The following is a 15,290-nucleotide window of genomic DNA, read 5'->3' as shown; positions in this document are numbered from 1 at the left end:
TACTCTGAAATGCGCCGGGCGTACAGCTTGCCCGTGGGGAAAAGTGAGGAGAGTAAAAACAGATGATAACTTTTTTCTCCTGTGGTATAAATATCACAGGAGGATTTTTTTTATGGAAGATTATTCACATGTGCTTCAGATGAAAAACCGGACATTTTCCGATCTGTACCTGTGCTTCTGCGGCTACGCCGGATGCCTGCCCTGCCACAGCTACGGACCGGCGGTCCGGCCCAACTACATCCTGCACTATATCCTGAAAGGGAAGGGCAGGTTCTCCGTGGGAGCGGAAGAGTACCATCTCCGTGCCGGGCAGGGGTTCCTCATCGAGCCGGACGTGCAGACGTTCTACGAGGCGGACCGGGAGGATCCGTGGACCTACGTGTGGATCGGATTTGCGGGAGAGAAGGCGGGCGCGTATCTGCGGGATCTGGGACTTTGCAGCGCGCAGCCTGTTTTTCAGTGCGCCTGCGGCGAAGAGCTGGAGAAGATCGTCCTCGCCATGCTGGAGAACCGGCACTACACGGTGGCGAATGAATATATGCTGGAGGGGCTCCTCTACCAGTTCTTCTCACATCTGGCCAGGCACATGGAGACCGGGATGATCCGGCGGGACAGGGACGACAACCTCTATATCCGCAAGGCGGTGGAGTACATACAGAACCACTATTCCTATCCGCTCAGGGTGGAGGAGATCGCAGAGTATGTGGGCATCAACCGGAGTTATCTCTACACTCTGTTCCGGACCCACATGGGGGTGTCCCCCAAGGAGTACCTGACCAGCTTCCGCATGACAAGAGCGTCCCGGCTTCTGGAGGCGACAAAGCTCTCTGTGGAGAGCGTGGCCATGTCCTGCGGGTACGAGGACGCGCTGGTCTTTTCCAAGACATTTAAGCAGCGGATGAGCGTGACGCCTTCGGCCTACCGGAGGCAGCACGGGGCTGACATGTAAAGATCTAACATTTTGACTGTTTTTTGCAACGGAACAGCCTGTTCCGGGCGCGGGCTTCCCTATATAATATAGAGAAAGCAGAAGACAAATTTATATTGCGACGGAGGATGAGAAGATGCGCATCGTGTTTAAGGAAGACAGTCAGACATTTCACCTGTATAATGACCAGATCAGCTACATTATGACCGTGCTGCGGGACGGGCAGATGGGACAGCTCTATTTCGGGAAACGGATCCGGGACCGGGAGGATTTCTCCTGGCTGCTGGAGAGCCTGCCCCGCCCCATGTCCTCCTGCACGTTTGAGGACAACAAAGCGTTCTCCCTGGATCACCTGAAGCAGGAGTACCCGTCCTACGGGACCGGGGATTACCGGATGCCGGCAGTGGAAGTGCTGCAGGAGAACGGCAGCCGGATCTCCCGCTTTGTGTACAGGGGACACCGGATCCTGGAGGGGAAGCCGAAGCTGGAGGGCCTTCCGGCCACCTACACAGAGGACGACGGGGAGGCGCAGACGCTTGTGCTGACGCTGGAGGATGAGGTCACGCATCTTGTGGCCGAGCTGTCCTACACCCTCTTTGCAAAGGGGGCCGTCCTGGCCCGGAGTGTCCGGTTCCTAAACGGCGGAGGGGAAGTTCTCCACCTGACGACGGCCATGAGCCTGTGCCTGGACCTGCCGGATCACAACTGGGACTTCGTGCAGTTCTCCGGCGCCTGGGCAAGGGAGAGACACCTGAAAGTGCGCCGCCTGGAGGAGGGGATCCAGTCTGTGGGCAGCAGGCGGGGACACTCCTCCCACGAGCACAATCCCTTCGTGATCCTGAAAAGACCGGGTGCAGACGAGTTCCAGGGGGAGGCCGTGGGCCTGGCTTTTGTGTACAGCGGCAATTTCCTGGCCCAGGCGGAAGTGGGGTCCCACGGGACGACAAGAGTCCTCATGGGGATCCACCCGGACAGCTTTGACTGGAAGCTGGAGCCGGGGGAGACATTCCAGACGCCGGAGGCAGTGCTGGCCTACACGGACCGGGGACTCAACGCCCTGAGCCAGACTTTCCACAGCCTTTTCCGGAAAAGGCTTGCCAGAGGATACTGGCGGGACCGGGAGCGCCCCATCCTCATCAACAACTGGGAGGCCACCTACATGGATTTCGACGAGGAGAAGATCCTCGGGATCGCCCGCAAGGCAAAGGAGTGCGGCGTGGAGCTCTTTGTGCTGGACGACGGGTGGTTCGGGGAGCGCTGCTGCGAGCACGCGGGTCTGGGCGACTGGACGGCCAACCGGGACCGGCTGCCGGACGGCATAGAGGGGCTGTCCCGGCGCATCGGGGAGATGGGGATGAAGTTCGGCCTCTGGTTTGAGCCGGAGATGGTCAACCGGGACTCGGACTTGTTCCGGGCCCATCCGGACTGGATCCTCCATGTGCCGGGCAGGCCTTCCGCCCACGGCAGGTTTCAGTACGTGCTGGACTTTTCCAGGAAGGAAGTGGTGGACTGCATTTATGGCATGATGGAGAAGATTCTCTCTGAGGCGGAGATCTCCTATATCAAGTGGGACATGAACCGGAGCATCACGGAGTGCTACAGCCCGGCCCTCCCGGCGGACCGGCAGGGCGAGGTGTTCCACCGGTATATCCTGGGCGTCTACGACCTGTACGAAAGGCTGACAGAGAAATTCCCCCACATCCTCTTCGAGTCCTGCGCCAGCGGCGGCGCCCGGTTTGACCCCGGCATGCTCTACTACGCGCCCCAGGCATGGACGAGCGATGACACGGACGCGGCGGAGAGGCTGAAGATCCAGCACGGCACGTCCTACTGCTACCCGGTGAGCAGCATGGGGAGCCATGTGTCTACGTCCCCCAATCACCAGACGGGCCGCGCGACGCCCCTCCACACGAGGGCGAACGCAGCGTACTTCGGCACCTTTGGCTACGAGCTGGACCTGAACACCCTGACGGAGGAGGAGCAGGCGCAGGTGAAAGAGCAGATCCGCTTCATGAAAGCGTACCGGCGCCTGTTCCAGTTCGGCACCTTCTACCGTCTGGAGAGCCCCTTTGCAGGCAATGTGACCGGCTGGATGGTGGTGAGCGAAGACCGCCGGGAGGCGGTGGCAGGCTGGTTCAGGATGCTGGCCGGGCCGAACCAGCCCTACACCCGGATGCGCCTGGCGGGCCTGGATCCGGATCTTGTGTACAATGTCACCGTGCGGCGGGTGACAGAGAGACCCTTCGGGCAGTTCGGCGGGGATGAGCTGATGTACGCGGGACTTGTCACCTCGGACGCCACAAGCGGCGAAGTGCCGGGCGGGGAGGGACTTCTTGACTTTGAGTCGAGACTCTTCCTTTTGAAAGCAGAAGAATAGAAGCAGGGAAATCGAAAAAGCGGCAGGGCCGGGAGAGGCTATCTCTCCCGGCCCTGCTGTTCATGTCTCCACGTCCGCGGGGAGACTCCGTATACGCTTTTGAATGCCCGGGAAAAGTGGAGCTGGTTCGGATACCCCACCGCGTTCCCGATGTCCGCGATGGACAAAGCGGTGAGCTTTAAGAGCTCCCCGGCCTTGGACATGCGGTAGGAGATGAGGAACTCCTGGGGGGACTTCCCGACCGCTCCCTTGAAGATCTTGCCAAAGTAGCTCCGGTTCAGGTTGCAGAAGGAGGCGATGTCCTCCACGGAGATATCGTTCTGGAAGTTCTGCTCGATGAAGGCCAGCGCCTCCTTGATATAGAAGTCGCTCATCCGGCTTGGCTGGTTCTGCAGGGGCGACTGTGTGGAGCGCGTCAGGCAGTCTATGAACAGATACAGATGCCCGATGAGATGGAAGGTGGATTCGTGGGAGTGGTTCGCGATGTAGAGCATCTCGTCCTTCATCTGCTCCGCGGTATCCTTGTGGCGGGGCCGGTACACGGGATTGTTGACATTCAGGCCGGCTGTCTCGATCAGCTCCTTGGCCTTCAGGCCGTCGAATTCCAGCCAGGTGTATTCCCAGGGGACCTTGCTGTCCGCGATGTAGGTGCAGACCTGGTGCGGAAAGATCATGAACCCCTGCCCGGTCTTGATGTTGTAGATCACGGACTCCCCCCTGGAATTCTGGGCGTCCAGCGTGCCGGCGCCGGACAGGACATAGTGGAACAGATAGTGGTTCCTGGCCGCCGGCCCGAAGGAGTGGGCGGGGGAACACTGCTCCCAGCCGTACTGGTACAGACCCAGATCGATGAAATTCTCACTTGGGAAAATGGAATACAGGACATTACTCATGGCGCACCTCCTGTGTTGATGAAATCATTATATACCAAAATGCGTCATGACATCAACATATAGACGTAAAACTCGCATTAAGGTATAAAACAAGAAAAACACGGATATTTATACACGCATAATGACATGTTACAATGTATTTACCTTAGATGAGAGCAGAAAGGAGATCTGAAAAATGAGAGGAAAAGCGACAAAGTACCTCAGTGCGGCGCTGGTCGCTGCCATGACGGGAGCCATGGTGCTGACCGGCTGCTCGGGCGCCGGCGGGTCTGACGGGAAGACAGAGATCGAGATCCTGCAGTACAAGCCGGAGGCTGCCACCTACTTCGACCAGGTGGAAGAGCAGTTCAATGCGACCCACGATGACATTCATCTGACCATTGACTCGCCCAACGATGCGTCTACGATCTTAAGGACAAGGTTTATCCGGGAGGACTATCCGGACATCATTGGTATCGGAGGGGATATCAACTACTCCTACTATGTGGATGCGCAGATCCTTGCGGACGTGTCCGACTATGAGGGGATGACGGACATCAAGGACGCCTACATCGACATTGCGGAGGCACTGGAGATCGTGCCGGAGGACGGCACCTTCATCGTGCCCTACGTGGCCAATGCGGCAGGCATCCTTTACAACAGGGACATGTTTGAGGAGCACGGCTGGGAGATCCCCACAAACTGGGGCGAACTCATGGATCTGTGCGAGGAGATCCAGGCGGAGGGCATCCTTCCCTTCTACTTCGGCTTCCGTGACACCTGGACCTGCCTGGCGCCCTGGAACGCCATCGCCGTAGACCTGGCGCCTGCTGATCTGTGTAAGCAGGTGAACAGAGGGGAGGCCAACTTTACGGAAGGGTACGCGGAGGCGGCAGAGAAATATCTGGAGCTTATCTCCTACGGTCCCGAGGATCCCATCGCATACGGCTACAACGACGCATGTACGGCATTCGCAAGAGGCGAGTCCGCCATGTACCCCATCGGAAGCTATGCGGTTCCCCAGATCCTCTCCGTCAACCCGGAGATGAACATCGACTCCTTCGTGATGCCGGCCAGTGATTCCACAGACGGCAACACCCTGAACTCCGGTATTGACCTCGGCTTCGCCGTAACAGCAGCGTGCGAGAACAAGGAGGCCGCCTACGAGGTGCTCGACTTCCTTCTCGACGATGAGAACATCCAGGCCTACATCGACGACCAGAACGCGGTTCCCTGCAAGGAGGGCGATTTTGAGCTGGCTCCCATGCTGGACGGCATGGCAGAGTACATAGAGTCCGGCAACATGACCGACTACCAGGACCACTACTATCCGTCTGAGATGGCAGTGGACGCGCAGCTCCAGACCTATGTGATCAACAAGGATGCGGACGCGTTCCTGAAGAAGTTCGACAGCGACTGGCTGCGCTACAACCGTGACATCATCCGCACCGTGGAAGAGTACGAAGCAGAGAACGGCAGCGACCAGTAGGAAAGGAGTGGGGATAGAATGAAAAATGAAAGAAAACGGACATTCCTGTTGATAACGATACCGATCCTGGCGCTGTTCGTGTGCTTCAACACCATACCGCTGATCCGCGGCGTTATCTACAGCTTTACAAACTTTAAGGGATTCGGAACCTATGACTGGGTGGGCCTTCGGAACTACATCGATCTGTTCCAGGATCCCCGCGTGGGAGGCTCCTACCTCTTCACATTCAAGCTGGCCATCTGCGCCACCATCGTGACCAATGTGATCAGCCTGATCCTGGCGCTGGGCCTGAACAGCAAGATCCGCGCCAAAGGCTTCTTCCGGGCAGCCTACTTCCTGCCCAACGTACTGGGCGCCCTGGTCGTGGGCTACGTGTTCCAGTACCTGTTCACCTACATCCTCCCGGCCCTGGGAGAGATGATGGGAAGCGGGGCCCTGAGCCAGAGCATGCTCTCCAATGAGAAGACGGCCTGGATCGCGATCATGATCGTCTGCTGCTGGCAGAATATCGCCATGAACACCATCATCTACATCTCCGGCCTGCAGACCGTACCGGAGGATGTGTATGAGGCGGGCTCCCTGGACGGGGCCACCGGATGGAAGCGGTTCCGCCACCTGACCTTCCCGCTGATCATCCCCTTCTTCACCATCAACATGGTGCTTTGCGTGAAGAATTTCCTGATGGTATTCGACCAGATCATGGCCATGACAAAGGGCGGCCCTGCACAGAGCACAGAGTCCATCTCCTACCTGATCTACAACAACGGTATGTCGGGCGGACAGTTCGGATTCCAGAGCGCTAACGCTGTGATCTTCTTCATCGTGATCGTGGCCATCTCCGCGGCACAGATGACTATCTCCAGCAGGAAGGAGGAGCAGTTATAATGAATAACAAGAAAGTATGCGATAAAGTGAAAACAAACTGGCCGGTCATGGTCCTTCTCATCCTGGGACTTAGCACCATCATCTTCCCGCTGTACATGGCGATCGTCATCGCTTTCAAGCAGCCCTCTGAGATGACAAACAGCATTTCCGGCATCCTGTCCCTTCCGGCGAAATGGAGCCTTGACAACTTTGCCCAGGCCATGGAGGTCACGGACTTCTGGAGATCCCTGGGGAACAGCATCCTGATCACGGTCGTGACCGTGGTACTCTCCATCGTGCTCCACTCCATGATGGGATACGCCATCGGACGGAACCGCGCCCACAGCAAGTTCTACAAATTCGTGTATCTCTTCGTGGTGAGCGGTATGTTCGTCCCGTTCGCCATCCTGATGATGCCCCTGGCAAAACAGACGGCGGAGCTGGGACTTGCAAACTGGGCTGGCGTTATCATCCTGTATGTGGTATTCTATATGCCGATGAATGTACTGCTGTACTCCGGCTACCTGGTGAACATCCCCATCGCGCTTGAGGAGGCCGCCAGGGTGGACGGCGCGAGCACATGGCGCACGTACTGGAAGGTCATCTTCCCGATCATGAAGCCCATGCACGCGACCGTAGCGATCATTACGGCTCTGGCTGTCTGGAACGATGTGATGACGCCGCTCGTTATCATGTCCGGCACAGGACAGAACACGCTGCCTCTGGCACAGCTCAACTTCCAGACGCAGTTCGGCACAAACTACAACCTTGCATTTGCATCCTACCTGCTGGCACTGATCCCGATCCTGATCTTCTACGTGATCTGCCAGAAGAATATCATCAACGGCGTTGTAAACGGAGCTGTAAAATAACAGAACGTTCAGATGCAAAGAGAAGCATCTGCCGGGAAGCGGGTGTGTGCGCCTTCGGGGGCACGTGCCCGCTATTTCGGCACTTTTGGTACATGCGTCAGCTTTTGACATAATTTTTTTAGAGCAGGAGAAAAAAAGATGAGCATCATTTATGACAAAAAACAGAGAACCATCACACTGCATACGGATCACACCACGTATCAGATGCAGATCGACAGGTACGGATTCCTTTTACACCTGTATTACGGCGGAAAGGCAGACGGGTGCATGGACTATCTTCTGACATACTACGACAGGGGCTTTTCCGGCAATCCGTACGAGGCGGGGACGGACAAGACCTACTCTATGGATTCCCTTCCCCAGGAGTTCCCCTCCCTGGGCACGGGAGACTACCGGACTCCGGCGTGCATCATCAAGAATACGGACCGCACGTACTGCAGTGATTTCCGCTATGTCAGCCACGAGATCCGGGACGGGAAGTACGCGCTCCCAGGCCTGCCCGCAGTCTATGCGGACACGGCGGAAGCGCAGACGCTGGAGGTGGTCCTGGAAGATCCGGTGACCGGCGTGCGCGCCGTGCTGCTTTACGGCGTGCTGCCCCGGTACGACATCATCACAAGGAGCGTGAAGATCGTCAATGCCAGCCAGGGGTATGTTTCCGTGAAGAAGCTGGCCCCGGCCTGCCTGGACCTTCTGGGCGGGGAGTATGATTTCATCACTTTCTATGGCCGCCACGCCATGGAGCGGAACTGCCAGCGGATGCCTGTGGGGCACGGCGTGCACAAGATCGGGAGCCTCAGAGGCACCTCCAGCCATCAGTACAACCCGGCTGTCATCCTGGCGGCCCGCGACGCGACGGAGGATGCGGGCAGCTGCTACGGCATGGCCTTTGTCTACAGCGGCGGGTTCCAGAGCGAGGCGGGGATGGATCAGTACTACCAGACGCGGGTGCTCATGGGATTCAGCGAGGAGCAGTTCGCCTACCCCTTAAATCCGGGCGAGGAGCTTCAGTCCCCGGAGGTCATCCTGACCTATTCCGGAGCCGGGCTGGGACAGCTCTCCCGGAACTTCCACCGCTGCATCCGCACCCATCTGTGCCGGGGGAAATACAAAGAGAAAGTGCGCCCCATCCTTCTGAACAGCTGGGAGGCGTCCTACTTTGACTTTACAGGGGAGAGCCTTCTTAAGCTGGCGCGGCAGGCCGCGGACTTAGGGATCGAGATGTTTGTCCTGGACGACGGCTGGTTCGGGAACCGGGACAGCGATCTGCGCGGTCTGGGGGACTGGTATGTAAATGAGGAGAAGCTGGGCTGCACCCTGGGAGAGCTGATCGGAAAGATCAACGGTATGGGACTGAAGTTCGGCATCTGGATCGAGCCGGAGATGGTCAACGAGGACAGCGACCTGTACCGGGCGCATCCGGACTGGGCTTTCGTCATTCCCGGGCGCAGGCCGAACCGCTCCAGATACCAGCTCGTCCTGGACTTCTCCAGGAAAGAGGTGGTGGACTACATCTTTGACCGGATCTGCGCTGTCCTTGACCAGGGCAATGTGGAGTATGTGAAGTGGGACATGAACCGGAGCCTTGCGGACGTCTACTCTGCGACGGCGGACAGCCAGGGCCGGGTGCTCCACGACTACGTGCTGGGGCTCTACGATTTCCTGGAGCGGCTCGTGGAGCGGTATCCGGATATCCTCATCGAGGGCTGCAGCGGCGGCGGCGGGCGGTTTGACGCCGGCATGCTGTACTACACGCCCCAGATCTGGTGCAGCGACAACACGGACCCCATCGACCGTCTGGAGATCCAGTACGGCACATCCTTCATCTACCCGGCCTCCTGTGTGGGAGCCCATGTGTCCGCCTCCCCGAACCATCAGACAAGGCGCGTCACATCCATGAAGACGAGAGGCATGGTGGCCATGGCAGGCACCTTCGGCTACGAGCTGAACCTGAATGAGCTGGACAGTGAGGAGAAGGACGAGATCCGCCGGCAGATCGCGGAATACAAAAAGTATGCCTCCCTCGTGCAGACAGGGACGTACTACCGGCTCACCAACCCCCAGACCGACAACCAGGGGGCGTGGGAGTTTGTGTCGGAAGATCAGAAGGAGGCGCTGGTGCAGGTGGTGGGCATCAAGAAGCACGCCAACATGACAGTGGACTATATCAAAGTGAGGGGCCTGAAGGAAAACACCATGTACCGCGACACCCAGAGCGGCAGGCTCTACAACAGCACCGCGCTCATGGAAGCGGGCGTGCCAAAGCCGGTCCTGGAGGGAGAGTATCAGGCCTTCCAGTGGCATTTTGTGTGTGAGGAATAAAGAGACGGACCAGAAAGCGGGGATGATAGAATGGCAGGAAAAGCAGGAAGCAGGAAAAAGAAAACCGCAGCCGCAAAGCCGGCGGCTGTAAAGGAGGCGGATCGCATCTTCGCAGAGCGCCTGGGCCGCCACCACGACGAACTGCGGTGGCTGTACATGGAGCTCTACGGCAACGACGCCATGTTTGCGGAGCTCTGTGAGCAGATGAAGCGGTACTACGACCAGAGAAATGCGAAGCTGAAGAAGCTGGACCGGGAGAGGGAGGCTGCCGGCGCCTGGTACAGGAAGCGGGACATGCTGGGCATGATGCTGTACATTGACAACTTTGCCGGCAACATCCGGGGCGTCCAGGAGAAGCTCTCCTACCTTGAGAAATGTCATGTGAACTACGTGCATCTCATGCCCTTCCTGGATACGCCCAAGGGGAGGTCAGACGGCGGGTACGCAGTGGCCGATTTCCGGAAGGTGCGCCCGGACCTGGGGACGATGGAGGATCTGGCGGCCCTTGCAGAGCAGTGCCACGACCGCGGCATCAGCCTGTGCATGGACTTTGTCATGAACCACACCTCGGAGGATCACGAGTGGGCGAAGCGGGCCCGCCAGGGGGACGGGGAGTACATGAGCCGCTACTTCTTCTGCGCGGATCCGGCCATCCCGGCGGAATATGAGAAGACGGTGCCCCAGGTGTTCCCGACCACGGCGCCGGGGAACTTCACCTACCTGCCGCAGATGGGGCATTTCGTGCTGACCACCTTCTACCCCTATCAGTGGGATCTCAACTACGGCAACCCGAGGGTGTTCAACGAGATGATGTACAACTTCCTCTACCTGGCCAACCAGGGGATGGACATCATCCGCATCGACGCGGTCCCCTACATCTGGAAGCAGATGGGGACCAACTGCCGGAACCTGCCCCAGGTGCACACGATCGTGCGCATGATGCGCATGATCGGAGAGATCGTATGTCCGGGCATCGTGCTGCTGGGGGAGGTGGTCATGGAGCCGGACAAGGTGGCGCCCTACTTCGGGACAGTGGAGAAGCCGGAATGCCATATGCTCTACAATGTGACGACCATGGCGACCACCTGGAATACGGTGGCCACCAGGGATGCCCGCCTTCTGCGGAAGCAGATGGACATCGTCTGCTCCCTTCCAAGGGAGTACACGTTCCTCAACTACCTGCGCTGCCACGACGACATAGGCTGGGGGCTGGACTACGGCACCCTGAGCAGCTGGGGCATGAGGGAGATCCCTCACAAGCGGTTCCTGAACGAGTATTTCCAGGGGAAAACAGAGGGCAGCGTCAGCCGCGGCGAGCTGTACAACGAGGATCCCATCACCCAGGACGCCCGCTTCTGCGGCACCACAGCCTCCATGTGCGGCGTGGAGAGCGCAGGGTTCGAGCAGAATGCATTTATGATGGAGCAGGCCATCCGCAAGGATCTCATGCTCCACGCATACATGTTTACCCAGTCCGGCATCCCCATGCTCTACAGTGGGGACGAGGTGGGACAGGTCAACGATTACAGCTATAAGGAAGACCCGGACAAGGCGCCGGATTCCCGCTATATCCACAGAGGCGCGTTCCCGTGGGAGCTGGCGGACCGCATAGAGGAGAAGGGGAGCGTGCAGGAGAAGATCTTTGCCGGTCTTTTACGTCTGGAGAAGATCCGGGCGGGAGAGGCCGTGTTTGGCGCGGACGCGCAGGTGTACACGAAGGACTACAGCGACGATTCCATCCTCTGGATCGTGCGCCGGTCCGGGGAGGAAGAGCTGCACGCCGTATTTAATTTCAGCGATGAGGGGAAGACGATCTGGATGCCCGAGAGGGCGGTATACACGGATCTTGTGACAGGCGTCACGGAGGAAGTGGAGACGGTGGAACTGTCCGGATGGGATTTCCTCTGGATGAAAAAACACTGATAAAAAGGGCAGGAAGGAAAGCATGCGCCTTTCTTCCTGCCGTTTTTGCGTTTTTTTGTCTTTACAGGGCGATCTTTCCGGTCGTCTCCCCGTTGATTACATAGTAGGCCGCCAGTTCTTCGGGCTTGAGATAGACGTTGATGCTCTTCATCTCCTCAGCCTTTCTGCCAAGTTCCTTTGTCCAGATCTGCTTCACTCTGGAGAGGATCTCCTCTGTGCTGCACTCGGATCCCATGTACTGCAGGTAGACGGCTGTCTTCAGCTCGCTTTTTGGCGCTTCCGGCGCATCTTTTAAAACACCGGCCCTCGTCTCGATGGCCTTTGTTGTATCTTTTGTAGTGGCAAGTGTCTTCTGTGCCTGGACGTTGTGAGATGTTCTGCTATTTTTTTTCATGACTGATTACCTCCTTTGACTACAGTATTATAACGCTTTTTGTAAAAAAGGTCAAAAGGAGTGGTCAGCGGTCTCCCAAAGCCCTCCAGATGCAGTGGAAGAGGAAGGCGCCAAGCACCGTGGCCCCGATATAGAGGAAGATCCCGGCCGGGTCGCCCAGCACGGCTGCGATCCCGCGGAACACCTTCTGGGTCATTGGGTAGTCCGGGTTGATGTAGAACATGTTGATCGTGCCGTATCTGTCAAAGCACAGGTTGATCCCTGTGGCGGCAAGGCAGCAGGCGAGATAGAGGCAGACGGCGCCGCCGAAGCTCTGAAAGGAGCAGGCCCCGGAGGGATCCCGGTCCGAGCGTGCGGCTGCGATCCCGAGGACGATGAGGAGGATGTGCCAGGCAAACGAGTGCACGGTCAGGGGAAGATACCCATAGTGCATGCCGCTTGTGTCAAAGAAGGCAAAGATGCCGCCCAGCATGCCGAAGTCCGCGAGAAAAGCGGTGAGGACCTGGCGGACCCGGCGGCTCTTCACCCACGGGAGGACCAGGCATACGTACATGGGGATGCTGCACAGCTGAAAGGGAAAATGCCACCAGCTGTAGCTGCCGCCGCCGACCGTCCAGGTCAGCGCGGCCTGTTTCCAGATCTCTGACGTCAGCATGGCAATGCCGGCCGCCAGGAAAAACCGCCTGTATCCGTTCCTCATGACCTCACCTCCTGTTTCTTATAGTATACACCATTTGATTAAAAACACGTGTCCATGTTATACTAAATAAGTTGTTGCCTGTGTGTATACACTGGAAAAGAGGAGAAGACATGAGAAAAAAGAACGGGTTTCTGCTGTTTCTGACAGCTTTTATATGGGGGACTGCGTTTGTGGCCCAGAGTGTGGGGATGGATCACCTGGGGCCGTTCGGCTTCAACGGCATCCGCTCCCTGATCGGCGGCGCCGCGCTGTTGCCCTGCATCTGGATCCTGGGGAGGACGGACAGGGAGCATAGGAGAAAGGAGGACCGGAAAACCCTGCTGGCCGGTGGCATCTCCTGCGGCCTGGCGCTCTTTGCGGCCAGCAGCCTCCAGCAGATCGGCATCCAGTACACCACCGCCGGCAAGGCGGGGTTTATCACGGCCTTCTACATTGTCCTCGTCCCGGTGGCGGGGATCTTCCTCGGGAAGAAGACCGGGTGGAAGGTGTGGACGGCTGTCGCCATGGCGCTGGCAGGCCTTTACTTCCTCTGCATCACAGAGTCCTTCCGCATCGGGAAGGGGGATGTCTTCGTGTTTGCGGGAGCGGTCATCTTTGCGGTCCACATCCTGGTGATCGACTATTTCGCGCCCCGGACCGACGGGGTGAAGATGTCCTGCATCCAGTTCTTTGTGGCGGGCATCCTGTCCCTTTTCCCTATGGCGGCCACGGAGACTACGACACTGGAGGGCGTCTGGCTGAGTATGGGCCCGCTTCTCTACGCGGGCGTGCTCTCCTGCGGGGTAGCCTACACACTGCAGATCATTGGCCAGAAGAATATGAACCCGACCATCGCATCCCTGATCCTGAGCCTGGAGTCCTGCATCTCCGTGCTGGCCGGCTGGGTGATCCTGGGGGAACGGCTGTCCGTCAGGGAGGGGGCGGGCTGCGTCCTCATGTTCGGGGCCATCATCCTGGCGCAGCTTCCGGGGAAGAAAGAATAAAAATTTTCCGAAAAAGACTTACACAAAATAAATTTGTCTGATAAAATAACAACGAAGACAGAGGTAAAAATCCGTCTGACCTGCAGCCGCGGGTGGGCGGATTTTTAGGTAACGGTATTTTGGGGAATACTGACAATATGGAAGAAAGGAGAATTTGGATGTTTGAGACAGGAGCTTACATTGTCTGCGGTCAGCACGGCGTCTGCAGGGTGGAGAGCATCGGGCCGATCCGCCTGTCGGAAGCGTCGGCAGGCAGGGACTACTACACCCTGCTGCCGCTGTATTCCAGGGGCGGTGTGATCTACGTGCCGGCGGACAGTGATAAGATCATCATGCGGTATGTCATTTCCCGACAGGAAGCGGAAGAGATCATCGGTGAGATCGACGGGATGGATATGATCCGGATCGACAATGAGCGGCAGCGGGAAGAGACGCTGAAGAAGGCGCTGAAGACATGCGACACGAGGCAGTGGGTGCGTGTGATCAAGACGATCAATGTGCGGAAAAAGAAACGGCTGGCCCAGGGAAAAAAGGTGACTGCAGGCGATGAGCGGTGCCTGCACGCGGCGCAGGAGAATCTGTTTGGTGAGCTCGCTGTCTCGCTCGGGATCGACAAAAGCGAGGTGGAGTCCTACATCGAGAGCCGGCGCGGCGGCCGGGAGTAAGAATGTATTGACATTTTCCTCCGGTTCGGGGATGATAGAAGGTAGCGAAAAGGAGGAATGAGTATGCGTTTTGTTATACAGCGCGTCACAGGCGCGGACGTAAAAGTGGACGGGCAGACCGTCGGCGAGATCGGGAAGGGCTTTATGGTGCTGGTCGGCGTGTCGGACAGCGACACGAAAGAGACCGCGGACAAGATGGTGAAAAAGATGCTGGGCCTTCGCATCTTTGAGGATGAGAACGGGAAGACAAACCTCTCCCTGGACACGGTGGGGGGAAGCCTTCTTCTCATCTCCCAGTTCACCCTGTACGCCAACTGCAAAAAGGGCAACCGCCCCAGCTTTATCGGGGCGGGCGAGCCGAAGATGGCGGAGGAGATGTACGAGTACATCATCGGGAAGTGCAGGGAGAGCGTCCCGGTGGTGGAGAGAGGGATCTTCGGGGCGGATATGAAGGTGAGCCTCACAAACGACGGCCCCTTTACCATCATCCTGGATTCGGAGACGCTGTAGATCCCCGTTATCCTTGTATAATTATCTGGCTTTTTCTCCCGGCTTGTGTTATCATATGTAAAAGCATTATGTTTCCGGCATGTCTGATTCTAACGCAGCGTTGGCTGCATCTGTTTTTCTATTACATTCAGGAAAATCTCAATGCTTTTAATTTCCTATTATCAGCAGAGAGATTTGCGGATGCGGCTTTGGCAGGAAGGCGGACGGTGCAGTCTCTTTGCATTCCATTTTCAAAAGGAGGCTGTGCGTATGGTAAATGCAAACATGAACGACGCGTTACCTGTCAACCGGACGTTTAAGTCCACCCTGTTTATCATGCTGTTCGAGGACAAGAAGAACCTGCTGGAACTGTATAATGCCATCACAGGGAAACATTACGCGGATCCGGAAC

Annotated in this window: 13 protein-coding genes; 10 read left to right on the top strand and 3 right to left on the bottom strand. The window is 57.7% G+C overall.

Annotated elements, in window-relative coordinates; genetic code table 11:
- The first annotated feature begins 112 nt into the window (after nucleotides 1-112).
- Both H6A20_RS07155 and H6A20_RS07150 read left to right on the top strand, forming a co-directional pair.
- Nucleotides 113-949 (top strand): AraC family transcriptional regulator, encoded by an 837-nt coding sequence (locus tag H6A20_RS07155; RefSeq protein ID WP_204906445.1) that lies wholly within the window; start codon nucleotides 113-115, stop codon nucleotides 947-949.
- Nucleotides 950-1,064: 115 nt separating this feature from the next.
- On the top strand, nucleotides 1,065-3,305 hold the full coding sequence (locus H6A20_RS07150) for an alpha-galactosidase (protein WP_204906444.1): 2,241 nt from the start codon (nucleotides 1,065-1,067) through the stop codon (nucleotides 3,303-3,305).
- A gap of 38 nt (nucleotides 3,306-3,343) precedes the next feature.
- Here the strand turns inward: H6A20_RS07150 and H6A20_RS07145 are convergent, their stop codons facing one another.
- A complete protein-coding gene (locus H6A20_RS07145) occupies nucleotides 3,344-4,198 on the bottom strand; it encodes an AraC family transcriptional regulator (RefSeq protein ID WP_204906443.1) in 855 nt (284 codons plus the stop codon).
- 175 nt (nucleotides 4,199-4,373) lie between these two features.
- Here H6A20_RS07145 and H6A20_RS07140 point away from each other — a divergent pair, with 175 nt between their 5' ends.
- From H6A20_RS07140 to H6A20_RS07120, 5 genes are all read left to right on the top strand, one after another.
- The gene (locus H6A20_RS07140) at nucleotides 4,374-5,666 is read left to right on the top strand and encodes an ABC transporter substrate-binding protein (RefSeq protein ID WP_204906442.1); all 1,293 of its coding nucleotides are present in this window, start codon (nucleotides 4,374-4,376) and stop codon (nucleotides 5,664-5,666) included.
- An 18-nt stretch (nucleotides 5,667-5,684) separates the two neighbouring features.
- Nucleotides 5,685-6,551 (top strand): carbohydrate ABC transporter permease, encoded by an 867-nt coding sequence (locus H6A20_RS07135; protein WP_204906441.1) that lies wholly within the window; start codon nucleotides 5,685-5,687, stop codon nucleotides 6,549-6,551.
- Nucleotides 6,551-7,402 carry a carbohydrate ABC transporter permease gene (locus H6A20_RS07130; protein ID WP_204906440.1) on the top strand — a complete coding sequence of 284 codons (852 nt, stop codon included), beginning with the start codon at nucleotides 6,551-6,553 and terminating at the stop codon, nucleotides 7,400-7,402. The genes H6A20_RS07135 and H6A20_RS07130 overlap by 1 nt, the downstream gene beginning before the upstream one ends.
- A 138-nt stretch (nucleotides 7,403-7,540) precedes the next feature.
- Entirely contained in the window at nucleotides 7,541-9,724 is a 2,184-nt protein-coding gene (locus tag H6A20_RS07125; protein ID WP_204906439.1) for an alpha-galactosidase, read from the top strand.
- Nucleotides 9,725-9,754: 30 nt separating this feature from the next.
- Nucleotides 9,755-11,647 (top strand): alpha-amylase family protein, encoded by a 1,893-nt coding sequence (locus tag H6A20_RS07120; RefSeq protein WP_204906438.1) that lies wholly within the window; start codon nucleotides 9,755-9,757, stop codon nucleotides 11,645-11,647.
- A 61-nt stretch (nucleotides 11,648-11,708) separates the two neighbouring features.
- Here the strand turns inward: H6A20_RS07120 and H6A20_RS07115 are convergent, their stop codons facing one another.
- Together H6A20_RS07115 and H6A20_RS07110 are read right to left on the bottom strand one after the other, a co-directional pair.
- The gene (locus tag H6A20_RS07115; RefSeq protein WP_204906437.1) at nucleotides 11,709-12,041 is read right to left on the bottom strand and encodes a DUF6465 family protein; all 333 of its coding nucleotides are present in this window, start codon (nucleotides 12,039-12,041) and stop codon (nucleotides 11,709-11,711) included.
- A 64-nt stretch (nucleotides 12,042-12,105) separates the two neighbouring features.
- Complete coding sequence (locus H6A20_RS07110; protein WP_204906436.1) at nucleotides 12,106-12,741, bottom strand: TMEM164 family acyltransferase; 636 nt, start codon at nucleotides 12,739-12,741, stop codon at nucleotides 12,106-12,108.
- 110 nt (nucleotides 12,742-12,851) lie between these two features.
- Between H6A20_RS07110 and H6A20_RS07105 the strand changes: the two genes are divergently transcribed.
- The 3 genes from H6A20_RS07105 (at nucleotide 12,852) to dtd (ending at nucleotide 14,899) form a co-directional block, all read left to right on the top strand.
- Complete coding sequence (locus tag H6A20_RS07105) at nucleotides 12,852-13,724, top strand: DMT family transporter (protein ID WP_204906435.1); 873 nt, start codon at nucleotides 12,852-12,854, stop codon at nucleotides 13,722-13,724.
- A 158-nt stretch (nucleotides 13,725-13,882) separates the two neighbouring features.
- Nucleotides 13,883-14,389, top strand: a complete 507-nt coding sequence (locus tag H6A20_RS07100; protein WP_204906434.1) for a CarD family transcriptional regulator — start codon at nucleotides 13,883-13,885, stop codon at nucleotides 14,387-14,389.
- Between the two features lie 63 nt (nucleotides 14,390-14,452).
- Nucleotides 14,453-14,899 (top strand): D-aminoacyl-tRNA deacylase, encoded by a 447-nt coding sequence (gene dtd, locus H6A20_RS07095; RefSeq protein ID WP_204906433.1) that lies wholly within the window; start codon nucleotides 14,453-14,455, stop codon nucleotides 14,897-14,899.
- The last annotated feature ends 391 nt before the right edge of the window (nucleotides 14,900-15,290 follow it).

The sequence above is a fragment of the Mordavella massiliensis genome, from assembly GCF_016901695.1.
GTDB lineage: Bacteria > Bacillota > Clostridia > Lachnospirales > Lachnospiraceae > Claveliimonas > Claveliimonas massiliensis_A.
Note: the sequence above shows the minus strand (reverse complement) of the source record. Positions and strands in the feature narration are given on the sequence as shown.